Raw genomic sequence first — 16,406 nt, 5'->3', positions numbered from 1 at the left:
ATAGGGGAGACAACAATGAAGAGCTGTCTGGTCGTGGATGACTCCAGCGTCGTGCGCAAGATCGCACGCCGTATCCTGGAGGAGCTGGGCTTCTCCGTCGTCGAGGCGGAGGATGGCGAGCGGGCGCTCGAGATCTGCACCAAGAGCCTGCCGGACGCCATTCTGCTCGACTGGAACATGCCCGTCATGGACGGCTATGATTTCCTCGGGCGCCTGCGCCGGCTGCCGGGCGGCGAAGGCCCGAAGGTGGTGTTCTGCACCACGGAGAACGACATCGATCATATTTCGCGCGCGCTGAACGCTGGCGCCAACGAATACATCATGAAGCCGTTCGACAAAGAGATTGTCGCCGCCAAATTCCAGGAAGTCGGTCTCATCCAGGCGCTGTCAGCCGAATCCGCCTGATCCCTTCGTCTGCCCAGAAGAGGCCGTCCGTGAACCAGCCTGATTATGAGTTCCTGCGCAAGCTGCTTCGAGACAAATCGGGTCTCGATCTGTCTGCCGACAAGCAATATCTGATCGAGAGCCGCCTGCTTCCGCTCGCGCGCAAGGCCGGTCTCGCCAGCATCAGCGATCTCGTCCAGAAGCTGAAGGACGGGTCGAGCGCCCTGATCAGTCAGGTCGTCGAAGCGATGACGACCAACGAGACGTTCTTCTTCCGCGACAAGGTCCCGTTCGATCACTTCCGTGACGTGATCATGCCGGAGATCCTCAAGGCCCGCGCCAATCGCAAGTCGATCCGGATCTGGTGCGCCGCGTGCTCGACCGGCCAGGAGCCGTATTCGCTGGCGATGTCGCTCAAGGAGATGGGATCTGCGCTCAGTGGATGGCGCATCGAGATCATCGCCACCGATCTCTCCCAGGAAGTGCTCGAGAAGTCGAAAGCGGGTCTCTACAGCCAGTTCGAGGTGCAGCGCGGGCTGCCGATCCAGCTTCTGGTCAAATATTTCAAGCAGGCAGGCGAGCTCTGGCAGATCAATTCCGACGTGCGCGGCATGGTCCAGCATCGGCAGCTCAATCTGCTGCACGACTTCTCCCAGCTCGGCACGTTCGACGTCGTGTTCTGCCGCAACGTGCTGATCTATTTCGATCAGGACACCAAGATCAACATCTTCGGCCGGCTCGCCAAGCAGATGGAGCCGGACGGCTTCCTCGTACTCGGTGCTGCGGAGACCGTCGTCGGCCTCACCGACGTGTTCAAGCCGCTCGCGGACCGGCGTGGCCTGTATCGCCCGAGCGGGATCGCTTCCGCGGCGAAGGCGCCCGCTCCGGGAATGCCCAGGATCGCGGCCGCGGGCAACTAGATGTTCCCGCAGCCCAACAGAGCAGGACGCGAAGATGTCTGACGAGAACAAAGGGACGGAGCGCGTCACCTTCAGCCGCGGCTACGATGTCTGCATCATGGGCATCGACGGGACCTGGCGCAGGGACTGCCAGCTCAACGCCATCTCGGACAACGACGCGGTGCTGACGGTCGAAGGATCGATCCAGGGATTGAACCTGAAGGAGTTCTTTCTGCTGCTGTCCTCGACGGGGCTCGCCTACCGCCGCTGCGAGTTGGTCCGGGTCAACGGCTCGGAGATGGACATCCAGTTCATCAAGGGAAAGAACAAGAAGAAGCGTGGCAACGCTTCCGCCGGCCAGGAAACGACCGTCAACTAATTCGTCTTCCGGCAGCGCGGCGCATTGCGCGCCCACCGCTCGGGAAGCTTCCGCGCGCGAAGCGACGAGGAGACGCGTCGCCCTGGATCCTGCGCAAGTCCTAAGGCCGGGGGCCTTTTTTCGGAGAACCGCTTTACGCCGCCGCAGGGTCGGGCGTGTATGACAATGACCTCGGTCAAATTGTCCAGGAACGACCAATGCCGGTCATGAGTTCGGAACTTGCACCCAGCCGGCCGGAGCGCGCGGACGATGGCGGACGGCGCGCGTTGCAGCTCTTGGTCGTCGACGACGACGCTGCGCAGCGGACGCTGATCGCGCTGGCGGCCAAGCAGGCCGGCCATGCCGTGACGGTCGCGGCCACCTGCAGCGACGCGATCCGCGAGGTGCGCAACAAGCGCTTCGACTGCGTGACGCTCGATCTCATGTTCGAGGATGGCGACGGGACCGAGGTCCTCAAGGTCATCGCAGATACCCGCTTCGCCGGTTCCGTGATCGTAATCAGCGGCATGGATGCGGCGAAGCGAATTGAGGCCCGGCTGCTCGCGCGCTCGCTCGGGATCGACCTGCAGAGTCTGCCGAAGCCGGTCGATCTGGCGGCGCTGCGCATCTGCCTTGCCAATCTCGGCAAGACTGCGCTCGGCCTGCCCGTGGTCCACACCTGGGGCGGCGTCGCAGCCGAAACTGTTGCCGCGAAGCATCGGTCCTGAGAGACCTACATCGGCACAAGCCGCGGTCCAGAGTGCACATCCTGTGCAACGTCCAAATACCGCCGATTTCTGATCAAGACGAGGGCAAGGGCCGACTGACGGCTGCACGTCTTGTGTCAAATGCCGTGCAGATTTTCGTGGCAAGAGCCGTGCACTGGTCTGGCACCGAGCATGCCCGTTCGGCGTGGTGCAAGCGGGCAACGCCGATGCGATCAGAGCTTGATGTCGATCATGACGCTGTCGACGTTGATGTGTTTTGCAAAGCAGCATGCCGCTCACGACGGCTGCCTTGAGATCGTGTCCAGATCGTGGTCTCGTGAAGGCGGTCACCGATCTGCAGCTACTACTTGTGGGTTAGGATCATAAACCGTACAAATACGGGTGCCCAAAGCACCCGACGAGTATGGTATCATAAGACGCGCTTTCATTGTTTCTTCTCCTTTGCAAGAGCAATCGCCCATGGCCGAACAAACAACTTCCCGCGGTGAGATCTTTGTCGTCGATGACGATCCAGCCGTGCGTGACACCCTCTCGATGGTCTTGTCGGCGGGTGGGTATGAAGTGATCTGTTTTGCGGACGGCGCCGCGCTCCTGGCGGTGGCGCGGAGCAGGACACCGGCCTGTATCCTGCTCGACGTGCACATCCCCGGAAAGTCGGGTCTCGACATTCTCAGGGAACTGCACGGCGAGGACTATCCGGCTCCGATCTTCATGATCTCGGGCCAGGGCGACATCCCGATGGCCGTGAACGCGATCAAGAACGGGGCGCTCGACTTCATCGAGAAGCCGTTCCGCGGCAGTGAGATCGTGGCCCGTCTGAACGAGGCGATCGGCGCGTTCGCGCGGCGGCAGAAGGAGAACGCCTCGCCGAAGATCGGCTCGCTGCATTTCCCCGGCCGCGAGCCGCTGACGCGGCGCGAGCGCGAGGTCCTGGAACAGTTCACGGCGGGGGCCTCGAACAAGGAGGCGGGGCGCACGCTGGGCATCAGCCCGCGCACGATCGAGGATCACCGCGCGAACATCATGAAGAAGCTCGGCGCGCGCAACGCGGCCGATCTGATCCGCATCGTGATGACGGCGTCGCGCGCCAATTGAGCCGATGGCCGGGCCGCCCGCACGTGGCCTCGCTCTGGAGCAGCGGCAATCGCAAGCGCCAGGCCGCGTTGGTCAGGCCGCATGGTCAAGCCGCATTGCTCAAGCCTCGGTGGCGGCGAGCGCCTTGCGGATCATCTTGGCGAGCTCGGATTTGCGGTACGGTTTCGGCAGCAGAAGAATTCCCTCGTCGAGCCGACCGTGATGCACCACGGCATTTTCGGTGTAGCCGGAGGTGAATAGGACCCGCTGCGCCGGGCGAATCCGCTGGATCTCGGATGCGAGCTGGCGGCCGTTCATCGTCCCCGGCATGATGATGTCGGTGAAGAGCAGATCGAACGGCTCTCCGGCATTGGTGATCGCCAGCGCTTCGGCGGCATTGGCCGCTTCCAGCGTCGCATAGCCCAGCGCATGGAGCTGGGCGAGAACGTAGCCGCGCACCAGCCGATCGTCCTCCACCACCAGGATCGTCTCCTGGCCGCCCTGGATCGCCGGCGCGGCGCCCGATGGCTCCGTGACCGCCTCTTCGCTGCCCGGCGGCAGGTACATCCGGATCGTGGTGCCGTGGCCTTCTTCGCTGTAGATCCTGATGTGTCCGGCCGATTGCTTCACGAAGCCGTACACCATCGACAATCCGAGCCCCGTCCCCTTGCCCGGCCCCTTCGAGGTGAAGAACGGATTGAACACCTTGTCGATGATGGCGGCCGGAATGCCGCTGCCACTGTCGCTCACCGCGATCATCGCGTAGCGACCGGGCCGCACGTCGTCGTAGAGACTTGCGTAGTTCTCGTCGAGGTCGGCCCAGCCGGTCTCCAGGATGAGCTTGCCGCCATTCAGCATCGCGTCGCGGGCATTGAGCGCGAGGTTGATGACCGCCGTGGCGAGCTGGTTCGGATCGACATGCGCCACGCAGGTCTCGTCCTGGAAGACGGACTCGATCTCGATCTGCTCTCCGAGCGTCGGCCGCAGCAGCTTGGCCGTGTCGATCATGAGCGTGTTGACGTCGACCTCGCGCGGCTGCAGCGGCTGCCGGCGCGCAAAGGCGAGCAGATGCTGGGTGAGATCGGCACCGCGCGCGGCGGCCTCGTCGATCATCCTGGTGATCGCGGCGAGCTGCGGCTCCTTGGCCACGGCCGCGGCGAGAATCTCGATCGTGCCGGTGATCACGGTGAGGATGTTGTTGAAGTCGTGCGCGATGCCGCCGGTGAGCTGGCCGATCGCCTCCATCTTCTCGGACTGGCGGATCCGCTCCTCGGTCGCGATCTTGTCGGTGAGGTCGCGGAAGAAGCCGTTCAGCACGAAGCCGTTGCGGGTCTTCAGCGCGGTCACGCTGAGCTCGGCCTTGAACTCGCGGCCGTCGCGCCGCTTCACCATGACCTCGCGCCGACGGCCAACCCCGAGCGCGCTCGCTTGTCCGGTCATCAGGATGCGGCCGAGCGCCTCGCGCAGCTCCTCGCCGACGTCCCCGACCGTGATCACGTCGAACACGTCCTTGCCGATGATCTCGGCGCGCGACCAGCCGAAGATCTTCTCGGCCTGGGAGTTCCAGTTGAGAATGGCGCCGTTGTCGTCGACCTGGACGAAGGCATCGAGCGCGGTCTCGATGATGTTGCGGGCGAGCTGCTCGCTCTCCCGCAGCGTCTCCTGCGCCAGCCGGCTCTCGGTCATGTCGCGCCCGATGAAGAAGTGGCGCTGCACCGGCTCCGACCAGTTCGAGGTCCAAGACAGCGTCACCACGCGGCCGTCCTTGTGGACGTAGCGGCAGTCGGAGGTGCGTGCGCGCAGGCCGAGGCGCGAGGCACGAAGCTCCTCGCGTGCTTTGAGCAGATCGCCGGAGTGGATGAAATCCGCGCCGCTGCGGCCGATCATCTCGGCCGGCGTATAGCCGAGAATCGTCTCCACGCTCGGTGAGACCTGGACCAGGATGCCATTGCGGTCGGTGATGAGGATCAGGTCCCGCGACGTCTCGAAGATGCGCCGCCGCTCCTCGGTCTGCTGGCGCAGCGCCAGCTCGGTCCGGCGGCTCTCGGTGACGTCGCGTGCGATCTTGGAGGCGCCGATGATCTGGCCCGTCGGTGATTTGATCGGCGAGACGCTGAGCGAGACCTGGACCAGCTCACCGTCCTTGCGGATCCGCACCGTCTCGAAGTGCTGGATCCGCTCGCCGCGGGCCATGCGCGCCAGAATGTCCTGGGCCTCGGCCATGCGCTCTGGCGGCACGAGGAAATCCGCACGGCGGCCCACGGCCTCCTCGGCGGAGTAGCCCAGCATGGCCTCGGCTGCCGGATTCCACGCAGTGATGGTGCCGTCCAGCGACAGCGTCACGATCGCGTCGTTCGACGATTCCACCGCTGCACTGTACAGCCGTTCGCGGGCGGCGAAATGGTCGCGCGCCGCTTCGGTCAGGTAATGCTCCTGGACTTCGCGCTCGAGCTCGGCGGTCTTGGTGCGAACCTCGTCCAGCACGCGGGCAAAGGCGCGCGCCAGCACGCCGGTCTCGCCGACCGCCTCGAGCGGAATGTTCACCGCCTCGCCGCGGCCCACGCCCTCGACGGCCTGGGTCAGCTGGTTGATCGGCCGCGTCAGCGAGCGCGCGACCACGAAGGCGAGCGCGGCTGCGCACAGCATCGCGATCAGGCCGACCTCGATCGCCGTCTTGCGGATGGCGAGGGCGGGCGCCATGAAGGCGGTGTTCGGGATCGTCTCGATCACCGCCACCCATTCCTGTCCCGCGAGCAGCGCCGGAGCAAAGGCGACGCCGCCGGGACGATCGGCCTCGTCGTGCAGGATCTGCGCGAAACCTTCGGCGCTGCCCGTTGCGCCGGCGAGCGTCGGAAAATCGTCCTGCCATCGCGTCGATCGGCCGCGCTTGGAGGCGAATTCCCGGTCTGATTCGGGATGGAAGAGATAGTCGCCGCGGGCGTTCACCAGGTAGAGCTGGGCGCCCGGCCGGGCCGCGGCGCGCAGATGCGCAAAGATCGGGCGCATGTCGAGATCGATCATCAGGATCGCGTACGGCTTGCCGTCCGGCGCGAACACCGGCGTGCCGACGCACAGCATCGGCACGCCTGTCTTGGGATCCGTCGTGTTGCCGTCGAGAATGATCGGCGAGAGTCGGATGCCGCCGGGCGGCAGGCTCAGCGTCTCCTTGATGTAGTTGCGTTCGCCGCGCGTGATCAGCTCGTTCTCCGGAACGATCCGCACCGTGTTGCCCGGCCCGAGCCGGTCGACCCGGAGCAGCTCGCGATAATTGTTCTCGATCCCGACAAGGCGGATCATCGCGTAGGTCTGCTTGGCCTGCAGCTCGGCGAAGTAGCGCATTGCGACCCGCTCGCGCCACGACTGCGCCGGCAGCCCTTCGCGGGGATCGGGAGCCCCCGTCTTCAGCGTGCGTATCAACGTTGCCAGATTTGGCGAGGCGCGATAGCCGTTGATGTCGTTGCGGGCGCCGCCGACATAGTTTTCGAGCTCGGTCGCCATCAGGCGCGAATGCGACTCGATTCGATCGAGCGCGCGCGGCAGCAGCGCCCGCTCGAGGCTGCGGTAGCCGAGCCAGCCGACGGCGAACACCGCGATCGCGACCAGCAGGATCATCGCGACAGCCAGTCGCGTCGTCAGCGTGATGCGGCCGCCGAGCCGCGGACCCTCGCTCGCGGGCTGCGCGCCGCTCAGCAGGGGCTCTTCGCTTCGGCTGTCAGGAGTTCGGAACAGCATTGTGGCCTGGCCTGGGTCGAGTAGCCTGATCGCCTGCCGATGCCAGGCAATCGGAAACCATCGTCAGGAGGGCTGCCGGCTTGAACGGCTTGGGCAATGCGGAAACCGCTCCCAGTTTGGTGGCCATGGCAAGATAGTCGGGCTCTGACATCGAGGTCGGGGTGTGGGGACGTCCCGAGGTCATGATGATCGGAACACCCGGCGTTTGCTTGAGGATCATGCGCATCGCCTCCAGCCCGTCCATGCCCGGCATGAAGATGTCCAGGATCACCAGGTCGAAGCTCTCGCTTTTGAAGCGGACGAGCGCCTTCTGGCCGTCACCGGCGATTCCGACGACGTGACCGGCGCGTTCGAGCACGCGCTGAATTGTCAGCTGCATGAGCGGATCGTCGTCCACGACCAGAATCTTCGCCACGCTCCGCATCTCCCGATTGGCTGGCAGCAAGACCAACGGTCAGTTGTAAAGGTTTTGCCCAATTCGCGGCGCGCCGCAAGCGCTTCGCCGCGCAAGTCACATGCAGGATGGGACGCGGTGATCGATGTCCCGTGCGGGCGAAGGGTGGACCATCCGGGCGCCGTGCCTGCATTCGAGGCGCTCGCGCCGTAGTTGCAGGGCGCGGAGCGCTTCATAATCGCCTCGTTCCGGCGAGGGCAGTCCCGCTGAATGCACAATATTTAAGCACATGTCTAAGGTCGACGATCCCGGGCGGCGCGACGGGTGGAGACAATGCGGACCTGCACGGGACGGAGTGGCCACAGGAGCGACGTGCCGGGGTGCGGCGTGACACCGCTTATGTCCTCCGATTGGGCAGGCCGCTAGCTGCTGAGATAGTCCGGCCAGCGGCCGCGAATGGTCGCGAGGTCGCTCAGCGTGCCGGTCAGGTGCTCGCGCAGATGCGTCTGCGCCTCGTCCGGCCGGCCCGCGGCGATCGCGTCGACGATCTGCTTGTGGTGGCGCAGGATAGTCTGCGCCTTGCCGGGCGAAGGCAGATGCAGCCGGCGCAGCCGGTCGATGTGACCGCTGCGGCTGCGGACCAGACTCCACAGCTCGTGCTTGTCCGCGGCGGTGTAGAGCCGCTCGTGGAATGCGTTGTCGACGATCGTGAACGAGGTGAAGTTGCCGTCCTTGGCGAACCGTCTCTGCTGGGCGATCAGGGCATGCAGCTCGTCGATCGGGGCCGCCGCCGGTGTCAGCGCGAGCAGCCGCACGATCTCGAGCTCCAGCGCCTGGCGCAGGAACTGCGCCTGCTGCGCGCGAGCCACGTCGATGCGGCTGACCAGGGTCGCATGCTGCGGGAAGACGTCGACCAGGCCCTCTTCGGCCAGCCGCATCAGCGCGTCCCGGATCGGTGTCGAGCTGAGGCCGAACTCGGCTTGCAGCGCCGGCCGCGACAATGGCGCTCCCGGCGGCAGCGCCAGCGCGATGATCTGGTCGCGCAACCGCTCGAAGACTTGCGGTGCCGCGCGCCGGCTCGGATCGAGCCGTTCGGGCGGGAGAACCGCAGCAGGCGTCGCGGGCAATGCCATTTGGTCGGACGTCCGGCTCGAATGTCGCAGGGCAGAACAGCCCTTGTCAGAGATGCACTAATGCATTAGTGCATCTCTCCGCCGGCCGTCAAGAAGGAGCCGGCACGCGAGGAGGGATGTCCCATGTTCGAGAAGTTCGGGCGCTCGGCCGCACGAGCCGCCGGCCTGCTGGCCGCGCTGCTGGTCGCGGCGGCCTGGAATGACGCCGCGCAGGCCCAGCAGAAGACCGAGGTCTCGCTGTCGCGCCAGCCCGGCATCTTCTACATGCCGAGCCACATCATCGAGAAGAACAAGCTGATCGAGAAGCATGCCGCGGCGCTTGGCGTGCCCGGCGTCACCACCAAATGGCTGACCTTCTCCGGCGGCGGCGCGCAGACCGATGCGCTGCTGTCGGGCAGCGTCGACATTCTCAACACCGGCACCGGCAATCTGCTGTTGTTGTGGGACCGTACCCGCGGCGGCGTGAAGGGTATCGTCGCGACCTCGGCCCAGCCGATGACCCTGATCAGCCGCGATCCCAACATCAAGTCGATCAAGGACTTCGGTCCCAGCGACAAGATCGCCGTGCCGACCGTCAAGGTCTCGACCCAGGCCATCGTGCTGCAGATCGCGGCCGCCGAGGCGTTCGGCGCCGACCAGTGGAACAAGCTCGACGCCAACACCGTGCAGCTCGGTCACCCCGACGCCTATACGGCGCTGTCGAACCCGCAGCACGAGGTGCACAACCATTTCTCGATTCCGCCCTATACGTTCCTCGAATTGAAGAACGTCCCCGGCGCGCACGTTGTGATGAATTCGCCCGACGTGATGGGTGGACCGCTCAGCCAGGCGCAGTTCTTCACCACGACGAAGTTCGCGGACGCCAACCCGAAGATCATCCAGGCGGTCCGCGACGCCACCAAGGAGGCGCAAGACCTGATCCGCAGCGATACCCGGACGGCGGTGGAGATCTACAAGGAGATCACCGGCGACAAGACCTCGGTCGAGGATCTGCTCGCCTGGCTCAAGGAGCCCGGCATGATGGAGTGGAACCTGGAGCCGCAGGGCACGATGAAGTTCGCCGCGCATCTCGCCAAGATCGGTACCATCAAGACCCAGCCCAAGGCCTGGACCGACTACTACCTGCCGGTCGCCCATGATCTGAAGGGCAACTGATGTCTGCGCTGCTCGATGTCGATGGCGTCACTTTGCGCTACAAGACCTCCAGCGCCGTGATCACGGCGACCGAACGCGTCGGCTTCTCCGTCGACCGCTCCGATCGCTTCGTGCTGCTCGGACCGTCCGGCTGCGGCAAGTCCACCCTGCTGAAGGCGGTCGGTGGCTACATCAAGCCGAGCGAGGGACGGATGCGCATCAACGGCCGCGAGATCACCGGTCCCGGCGCCGACCGCATGATGATCTTCCAGGAGTTCGATCAACTGCTGCCGTGGAAGACCGTGCTCGCCAACGTGATGTTCCCGCTGCTGACGGCGCGGCGCATGCCGCGCAAGGAGGCTGAGAGCCGCGCCCGCGCCTATATCGAGAAGGTCGGGCTGACGCGCGTCGTCGATGCCTATCCGCATACGCTGTCGGGCGGCATGAAGCAGCGCGTCGCGATCGCCAGGGGCATGGCGATGGAGCCGGACATTCTCTTGATGGACGAGCCGTTCGCGGCGCTCGACGCGCTGACGCGGCGCACCTGCCAGGACGAGCTGTTGCAGCTCTGGAACGAGACCAAGTTCACGGTGCTGTTCGTGACGCATTCGATCGCGGAAGCCATCAAGATCGGCAACCGCATCCTGTTGCTGTCGCCGCATCCGGGCCGGGTCAAGGCCGAGGTCATCGACGTTGACAAGGTCTCGGCCGAGGATGGCAGTGCCGCACGCCTGGAGAAGCAGATCCATGACCTGCTGTTTTCTGAACCCGCAACGGCACATTGAGGGTCGCTCCCATGGCTGACGCAAAGATTATCCTGCGCGACACGGCTGCGGTGAGCGCGTCCCCGGCCGAGGTCGAGCGCAAGCTCAGCATGCTCGAGCTGCTGTGGAACGACGGCTTCGTGCGCAAGACCCTGATCATCGTCGTGCTCGCCGCGATCTGGCAGGCCTACGGCAGCTATCTCGACAATCCGCTGCTGTTCCCGACCTTCTCCGACACCATCGTCGCGCTCTGGGAGAAGGTGCGCGACGGCACCATTCCGATGCGCGCCTGGACGTCGTTGAAGGTGCTGTTCATGGGCTATGCCGCCGGCATCGTGCTGGCGTCCATCCTGACCGTGCTCGCGATCTCGACGCGCATCGGCACTGATTTTCTCGAGACCGTCACAGCGATGTTCAACCCGCTGCCAGCGATCGCGCTGCTGCCGCTCGCCCTGATCTGGTTCGGGCTCGGCAGCGGCAGCCTCGTCTTCGTTCTGATCCATTCGGTGCTGTGGCCGGTCGCGCTCAACACCCATTCCGGCTTCAAGAGCGTCTCCAACACGCTGCGCATGGTCGGACGCAATTACGGCCTCAATGGCTTCTCCTACGTGATCCGCATCCTGATCCCCGCGGCGTTCGGCGCCATCCTCACCGGCCTCAAGATCGGCTGGGCGTTTGCGTGGCGCACCCTGATCGCGGCCGAGCTGGTGTTCGGCGTGTCCTCGGGTCAGGGCGGCCTCGGCTGGTTCATCTTCGAGAATCGCAACCTGCTGGAGATTCCGGCCGTGTTCGCCGGCCTCTTGACCGTGATCGTGATCGGCCTCGTGGTCGAGAACCTGGTCTTCCGCACCATCGAGCGCCGGACCGTGCTGACCTGGGGGACGCAATCATGAGCGAGCGCAAGCAACCCGATCAATTGCGCAGCGCGCGCTGGTTCGCCCCCGACGATCTCCGCTCCTTCGGCCATCGCTCGCGCGTGATGCAGATGGGCTACGCCCAGGAGGAGTGGAAGGGCCGGCCGGTCATCGCCATCATCAACACCTGGTCCGACGCGCAGCCCTGCCACATGCACTTCAAGCAGCGGGTCGACGACGTCAAGCGCGGCGTGCTGATGGCCGGCGGCTTCCCGATCGAGCTGCCGGCGCTGTCGCTGTCGGAGTCGCTGTTGAAGCCGACCACGATGCTCTATCGCAACATGCTGGCGATGGACGTCGAGGAGCTGTTGCGCAGCCATCCCGTCGATGGCGTCGTGCTGATGGGCGGCTGCGACAAGACCACGCCGGCGCTGCTGCTCGGCGCCACCAGCATGAACCTGCCGGCGATCTATCTCCCCGCAGGACCGATGCTGCGCGGCAATTGGAAGGGCAAGACGCTCGGCTCCGGCTCCGATGCCTGGAAGTACTGGGACGAGCGCCGCGCCGGAAAACTGTCGGACGCCGACTGGAATGCGATGGAGGCCGGCATCGCGCGCAGCCATGGCACCTGCATGACCATGGGCACGGCCTCGACCATGACCGCGATCGCCGAAGCCATCGGCATGACCTTGCCCGGCGCCTCGTCGATTCCCGCCGCCGATGCCGAGCACATCCGCATGAGCTCGGAGTGCGGCCGCCGCGTCGTCGAGATGGTGTGGGAGGACCTGACGCCGTCGAAGATTCAGACGCGGCCAGCGTTCGAGAATGCGATCGCGGTCGCGATGGCGATGGGCTGCTCCACCAACGCGATCATCCACGTGATCGCGCAGGCGCGCCGCGCCGGCGCCGATATCGGCCTCGACGATTTCGAGGCCGCGAGCCGCAAGGTGCCGGTGCTCGCCAATGTCCGGCCGAGCGGCGACACCTATCTGATGGAGGACTTCTACTACGCCGGCGGGCTGCCCGGCCTGATGAGCCGGATGCCGGAGCATCTCCATCTGGATTGCATGACCGTCAACGGCCGCACGCTGGGCGACAACATCGCGAGCGCCGGCGTCTACAATGACGATGTGATCCGTCCGCAATCCAACCCGATCTACCGCGAGGGCGCGCTGGCCGTGCTCAAGGGCAACCTCGCGCCGGACGGCTGCGTCATCAAGCCCTCCGCCTGCGAGCCGCGCTTCCTCAGGCACACGGGCCCGGCGCTGATATTCGACGACTATCCGTCGATGAAAAAGGCGATCGACGATCCCGAGCTCGACGTCACTGCCGACCACGTGCTGATCCTGCGCAATGCCGGCCCGCAGGGCGGGCCGGGCATGCCCGAATGGGGCATGCTGCCGATCCCGACCAAGCTCGTGAAGCAGGGCGTGCGCGACATGGTGCGGCTGTCGGACGCCCGCATGAGCGGCACCAGCTACGGCGCCTGCATCCTGCACGTCGCGCCGGAGGCCTATGTCGGCGGTCCCTTGGCGCTGGTGAAGAACGGCGACCGCATCACGCTCGACGTCGCCGCGCGCACCATCAATCTTGATGTGCCGGAGGACGAGCTGGCGCGCCGTCGCGCCGCCTGGACACCGCCAACGCCGCGCTTCGAGCGCGGCTATGGCTGGATGTTCGCCCGCCACATCAAGCAGGCCAATGACGGCTGCGATTTCGACTTCCTCGAGACCGGCTTCGGCGCTCCGGTCGGGGAGCCCGCGATTTATTAGTAGCGCCGCGTTAGCCCGCGCTGTTTCCGCGCCCCCGGTGCGCTCCCTCCCCCCTTGCGGGGGAGGGTCGGGGAGGGGGGTACCCCAAGCGACACCGTTGATGTGGACCCCCACCCCCAACCCCTCCCCGCAAGGGGGAGGGGAGAACTGCGAGCACCGACCGCATGACCAGACTCAGCACCGCCACCCGCAACAAGCTCAAGACCGTCTCCACCGCCACCGTTGCGACCGCGCTGTTCAAGCGCGGCCTGCGCATCCAGTGCATCCAGAACGTCCACCCGCTCAATCCGGGGCAGCCGACCATGGTCGGCGAGGCCTTCACCCTGCGCTATATCCCGGCGCGCGAGGACCTCAACACCATCGAGGTGTTTCGCGACCGTGCCCATCCGCAGCGCAAGGCCGTGGAGGATTGTCCGCCCGGCGCCGTGCTGATGATGGACAGCCGCAAGGACGCGCGGGCCGCCTCGGCCGGCGCGATTCTGGTCAGCCGCCTGCAGCAGCGCGGCGTCGCCGGTGTCGTCACCGATGGCGGGTTTCGCGATGCGGCCGAGATCGCCAAGCTCGGCATCCCCGCGTTTCATCAGCGCCCGAGCGCGCCGACCAATCTCACCCTGCATCATGCGATCGAGATCAACGGCCCGATCGCCTGCGGCGACGCGCCGGTGTTTCCGGGCGACGTCATCCTCGGCGATTCCGACGGCGTCATCGTCATCCCCGCCCATCTCGCCGACGAGATCGCCGAGGAGACGTTCGAGATGACCGCGTTCGAAGATTTCGTTGCCGAGCAGGTCGCGAACGGCCGCTCCATCCTCGGCCTCTATCCGGCGACCGATCCGCAGACGCCGGCGGATTTCGCCGCGTGGCGCGCGAAGAACGGCAGGTAACCGTCACACACTCCGCTGTCGTCCCGGCCTTGAGCCGGGACCCAGAAACACAGGCGGATGTGACTACGAAGAAAGTAGCTCCAGCCTGCCCAACAACCGGGGACGGTGGCTATGGGTCCCTGCGTTCGCAGGGACGACACTGTTAGTCGGGCGAGATCCCGCTACACATCTCGCTGTTGCTGTCAGTCGCCGCGCTCACGCGCTTCTATCCGCCAAGCCCACCGCCCACAGTGCAAACGCATAGGCGATCGCGACTTCGTCGAGGCGGTTGAAGCGGCCGGAGGCGCCGCCGTGGCCGGCGCCCATGTTGGTGCGCAGCACGACAGGCCCGCCACCGGTCATCGTCGCGCGCAGCCGGGCGATCCACTTCGCCGGCTCCCAATAGGTGACGCGCGGGTCGGTCAGGCCGGCCATCGCCAGGATCGCCGGATACGGCTTGGCGGCGACGTTGTCGTAGGGCGAGTAGGACAGGATGGTGCGGAAGTCTTTCTCGCTCTCGATCGGGTTGCCCCATTCGGGCCATTCCGGCGGCGTCAGCGGCAGGCTGTCGTCGAGCATGGTATTGAGCACGTCGACGAACGGCACCTCGGCGACGATGCCGGCGAACAGCTCGCCCGCGCGGTTGGCGACTGCGCCCATCAGCATGCCGCCGGCGCTGCCGCCATGGCCGACGATGCGCTTCTCGCTCGTGTAGTTGGCCGCGATCAGCGCCCGCGCACAGGCTGAGAAATCGTCGAAACTGTTGGTCTTCTTCTCGCGCTTGCCGTCGAGATACCAGCCCCAGCCCTTGTCGGTGCCGCCGCGAATATGCGCGATGGCATAGACGAAGCCGCGGTCGACCAGCGACAGCCGGTTGGCCGAGAACGACGCCGGCATCGCATGTCCGTAGGAGCCGTAGCCGTAGAGCAGCAGCGGCGCTGACCCGTCGGCTTTGAAGTCGCGCCGGTGCAGCAGCGACACCGGCACCTCGGCGCCATCCTGGGCCTTGGCCATGATGCGCGTGGTGACGTAGTCGGCCGGATTGTGCCCTGACGGAATCTCCTGGCGCTTGCGCAAGGTTTTCGCCCGCGTCACCATGTCGTAGTCCCACACTTCCGACGGCGTCGTCATCGACGAATAGGCAAAGCGCAGGTTGGTGGTGTCGAACTCGTAGGAGCCCATCGCGTCGAGCGAATAGGCGCCCTCGTCGAAGGCGATCGCGTGCTCCTCTCCGGACGCGAGATCGCGGATCACGATCGACGGCAGCGCATTGGCGCGCTCCAGCCGCACCAGGTGGCCGGCATAGAGATCGTGGTCGAGCACATAGATGCCGGCGCGATGCGGAATGAGGTCGCGCCAATTGGCGCGCTCGGGCGCGGCCAGCGGCGCGGTCACGATCTTGAAGTCGATCGCGCCGTCGGCATTGGTGAGAATGAGCAGCTCGTCGCCGCGATCGGCGATCGAATATTGCACGCCGCTCTCGCGCGCGGCGACCAGACGCGGCGGCGCATCGGGATGATCGAGATCGATCAGCCGCTGCTCCGAGGTCTCATGGTCGCCCCCGGCAATCACGCAGAACCGGCCGGAGGTCGACTCGTGCACATGGGTGAACCAGCCGGTGTCGTTCTCCTCATAGACCAGCAAATCGTCTGATTGGTTGGTGCCGAGCTTGTGCCGCCACACCTGCATCGGGCGGTGATTGTCGTCGAGCTTGACGTAGAAGAAGCTCTTGCAGTCACGCGACCACACCACGCCGCCGTCGGTCTCCTCGACGAGATCGACGAGATCGTTTCCACCGTCCCAGTCGCGGACGCGGATGGTGAAATATTCCGAGCCCTTGGTGTCGGCGCTCCAGGCGGCCAGCTTGTGGTCGTGCGAATGCCGGCTGCCGCCGAACTTGAAATACTCATGCCCGCGCGCCAGAGCATCGCCGTCGAGCCCGATGGTCTCCGCCCCGCCGTTGCGCGGCGTGCGGCAGAACAGCTCGTGCTGGCCGCCCTCGCGGTACTTTCGGAAGTAGGCGTAGGGCCCGTCCGGCGATGGCACCGAGGAATCGTCCTCCTTGATGCGGCCGCGCATCTCCGCGACGAGCTTCTTCTGCAGCGGTGCGGTATGGCCGAGCACGGATTCCGCATAGGCGTTCTCGGCCTCGAGATAGGCGCGGATGTCGGCGTCGAGCAGCGACGGATCGTGCAGCACCTCCTGCCATCGCGCATCCTTCAGCCAGGCATAATCGTCGCTCACGGTGATGCCGTGGCGGGTGAAGGAATAAGGGCGGCGCGGCGCCACCGGCGCACTTGTGCTGCTGTCGGTCATG

At 65.6% G+C, this 16,406-nt stretch carries 14 protein-coding genes; 10 read left to right on the top strand and 4 right to left on the bottom strand.

The genetic code is table 11. From position 1 onward, the window contains the following. The first annotated feature begins 15 nt into the window (after positions 1–15). The 5 genes from QX070_RS30165 (at position 16) to QX070_RS30145 (ending at position 3,464) form a co-directional block, all read left to right on the top strand. Positions 16–405, top strand: coding sequence for a response regulator (locus QX070_RS30165; RefSeq protein WP_315716971.1), 390 nt, complete (start codon positions 16–18; stop codon positions 403–405). Positions 406–434: 29 nt separating this feature from the next. Next, positions 435–1,304 carry a protein-glutamate O-methyltransferase CheR gene (locus tag QX070_RS30160; protein ID WP_315740789.1) on the top strand — a complete coding sequence of 290 codons (870 nt, stop codon included), beginning with the start codon at positions 435–437 and terminating at the stop codon, positions 1,302–1,304. A gap of 34 nt (positions 1,305–1,338) precedes the next feature. Next, entirely contained in the window at positions 1,339–1,662 is a 324-nt protein-coding gene (locus tag QX070_RS30155) for a PilZ domain-containing protein (RefSeq protein WP_315740788.1), read from the top strand. Positions 1,663–1,859: 197 nt separating this feature from the next. Then, positions 1,860–2,369 (top strand): response regulator, encoded by a 510-nt coding sequence (locus QX070_RS30150; RefSeq protein ID WP_315740787.1) that lies wholly within the window; start codon positions 1,860–1,862, stop codon positions 2,367–2,369. 459 nt (positions 2,370–2,828) lie between these two features. After that, a complete protein-coding gene (locus QX070_RS30145) occupies positions 2,829–3,464 on the top strand; it encodes a response regulator transcription factor (RefSeq protein ID WP_315717165.1) in 636 nt (211 codons plus the stop codon). Positions 3,465–3,563: 99 nt separating this feature from the next. On the opposite strand, the gene QX070_RS30140 is transcribed toward QX070_RS30145, so the two are convergent. The 3 genes from QX070_RS30140 to QX070_RS30130 form a co-directional block, all read right to left on the bottom strand. Then, entirely contained in the window at positions 3,564–7,175 is a 3,612-nt protein-coding gene (locus QX070_RS30140) for a PAS domain S-box protein (protein ID WP_315740786.1), read from the bottom strand. Continuing rightward, positions 7,156–7,590 (bottom strand): response regulator, encoded by a 435-nt coding sequence (locus QX070_RS30135; RefSeq protein WP_315740785.1) that lies wholly within the window; start codon positions 7,588–7,590, stop codon positions 7,156–7,158. The genes QX070_RS30140 and QX070_RS30135 overlap by 20 nt, the downstream gene beginning before the upstream one ends. 401 nt (positions 7,591–7,991) lie before the next feature. After that, a complete protein-coding gene (locus QX070_RS30130; RefSeq protein WP_315740784.1) occupies positions 7,992–8,702 on the bottom strand; it encodes a GntR family transcriptional regulator in 711 nt (236 codons plus the stop codon). 123 nt (positions 8,703–8,825) lie between these two features. Here QX070_RS30130 and QX070_RS30125 point away from each other — a divergent pair, with 123 nt between their 5' ends. From QX070_RS30125 to QX070_RS30105, 5 genes are all read left to right on the top strand, one after another. Next, positions 8,826–9,857 (top strand): ABC transporter substrate-binding protein, encoded by a 1,032-nt coding sequence (locus QX070_RS30125; RefSeq protein ID WP_315740783.1) that lies wholly within the window; start codon positions 8,826–8,828, stop codon positions 9,855–9,857. After that, positions 9,857–10,621 carry an ABC transporter ATP-binding protein gene (locus QX070_RS30120; protein WP_015663656.1) on the top strand — a complete coding sequence of 255 codons (765 nt, stop codon included), beginning with the start codon at positions 9,857–9,859 and terminating at the stop codon, positions 10,619–10,621. The genes QX070_RS30125 and QX070_RS30120 overlap by 1 nt, the downstream gene beginning before the upstream one ends. 11 nt (positions 10,622–10,632) lie before the next feature. Beyond that, the gene (locus QX070_RS30115) at positions 10,633–11,493 is read left to right on the top strand and encodes an ABC transporter permease (protein ID WP_315740782.1); all 861 of its coding nucleotides are present in this window, start codon (positions 10,633–10,635) and stop codon (positions 11,491–11,493) included. Further along, complete coding sequence (araD, locus tag QX070_RS30110) at positions 11,490–13,226, top strand: L-arabinonate dehydratase (RefSeq protein ID WP_315740781.1); 1,737 nt, start codon at positions 11,490–11,492, stop codon at positions 13,224–13,226. Before QX070_RS30115 ends, araD begins: the two co-directional genes overlap by 4 nt. A 164-nt stretch (positions 13,227–13,390) precedes the next feature. After that, entirely contained in the window at positions 13,391–14,110 is a 720-nt protein-coding gene (locus QX070_RS30105) for a ribonuclease activity regulator RraA (protein WP_315740780.1), read from the top strand. A gap of 195 nt (positions 14,111–14,305) precedes the next feature. Here the strand turns inward: QX070_RS30105 and QX070_RS30100 are convergent, their stop codons facing one another. Beyond that, positions 14,306–16,405 carry a S9 family peptidase gene (locus QX070_RS30100; protein WP_315740779.1) on the bottom strand — a complete coding sequence of 700 codons (2,100 nt, stop codon included), beginning with the start codon at positions 16,403–16,405 and terminating at the stop codon, positions 14,306–14,308. Position 16,406: the final 1 nt, after the last annotated feature.

This window comes from Bradyrhizobium sp. SZCCHNR1093, from assembly GCF_032381175.1.
Classification (GTDB): Bacteria; Pseudomonadota; Alphaproteobacteria; order Rhizobiales; family Xanthobacteraceae; genus Bradyrhizobium.
This window is presented reverse-complemented; position numbering and strand designations above follow the sequence as displayed.

Coding starts and splice junctions, on each gene's coding strand:
- QX070_RS30165 (WP_315716971.1), top strand. CDS start 16: ATGAAGAGCTGTCTGGTCGTGGATGACTCCAGCGTCGTGCGCAAGATC.
- QX070_RS30155 (WP_315740788.1), top strand. CDS start 1,339: ATGTCTGACGAGAACAAAGGGACGGAGCGCGTCACCTTCAGCCGCGGC.
- QX070_RS30150 (WP_315740787.1), top strand. CDS start 1,860: ATGCCGGTCATGAGTTCGGAACTTGCACCCAGCCGGCCGGAGCGCGCG.
- QX070_RS30145 (WP_315717165.1), top strand. CDS start 2,829: ATGGCCGAACAAACAACTTCCCGCGGTGAGATCTTTGTCGTCGATGAC.
- QX070_RS30140 (WP_315740786.1), bottom strand. CDS start 7,175: ATGCTGTTCCGAACTCCTGACAGCCGAAGCGAAGAGCCCCTGCTGAGC.
- QX070_RS30130 (WP_315740784.1), bottom strand. CDS start 8,702: ATGGCATTGCCCGCGACGCCTGCTGCGGTTCTCCCGCCCGAACGGCTC.
- QX070_RS30125 (WP_315740783.1), top strand. CDS start 8,826: ATGTTCGAGAAGTTCGGGCGCTCGGCCGCACGAGCCGCCGGCCTGCTG.
- QX070_RS30120 (WP_015663656.1), top strand. CDS start 9,857: ATGTCTGCGCTGCTCGATGTCGATGGCGTCACTTTGCGCTACAAGACC.
- QX070_RS30115 (WP_315740782.1), top strand. CDS start 10,633: ATGGCTGACGCAAAGATTATCCTGCGCGACACGGCTGCGGTGAGCGCG.
- araD (WP_315740781.1), top strand. CDS start 11,490: ATGAGCGAGCGCAAGCAACCCGATCAATTGCGCAGCGCGCGCTGGTTC.
- QX070_RS30105 (WP_315740780.1), top strand. CDS start 13,391: ATGACCAGACTCAGCACCGCCACCCGCAACAAGCTCAAGACCGTCTCC.
- QX070_RS30100 (WP_315740779.1), bottom strand. CDS start 16,405: ATGACCGACAGCAGCACAAGTGCGCCGGTGGCGCCGCGCCGCCCTTAT.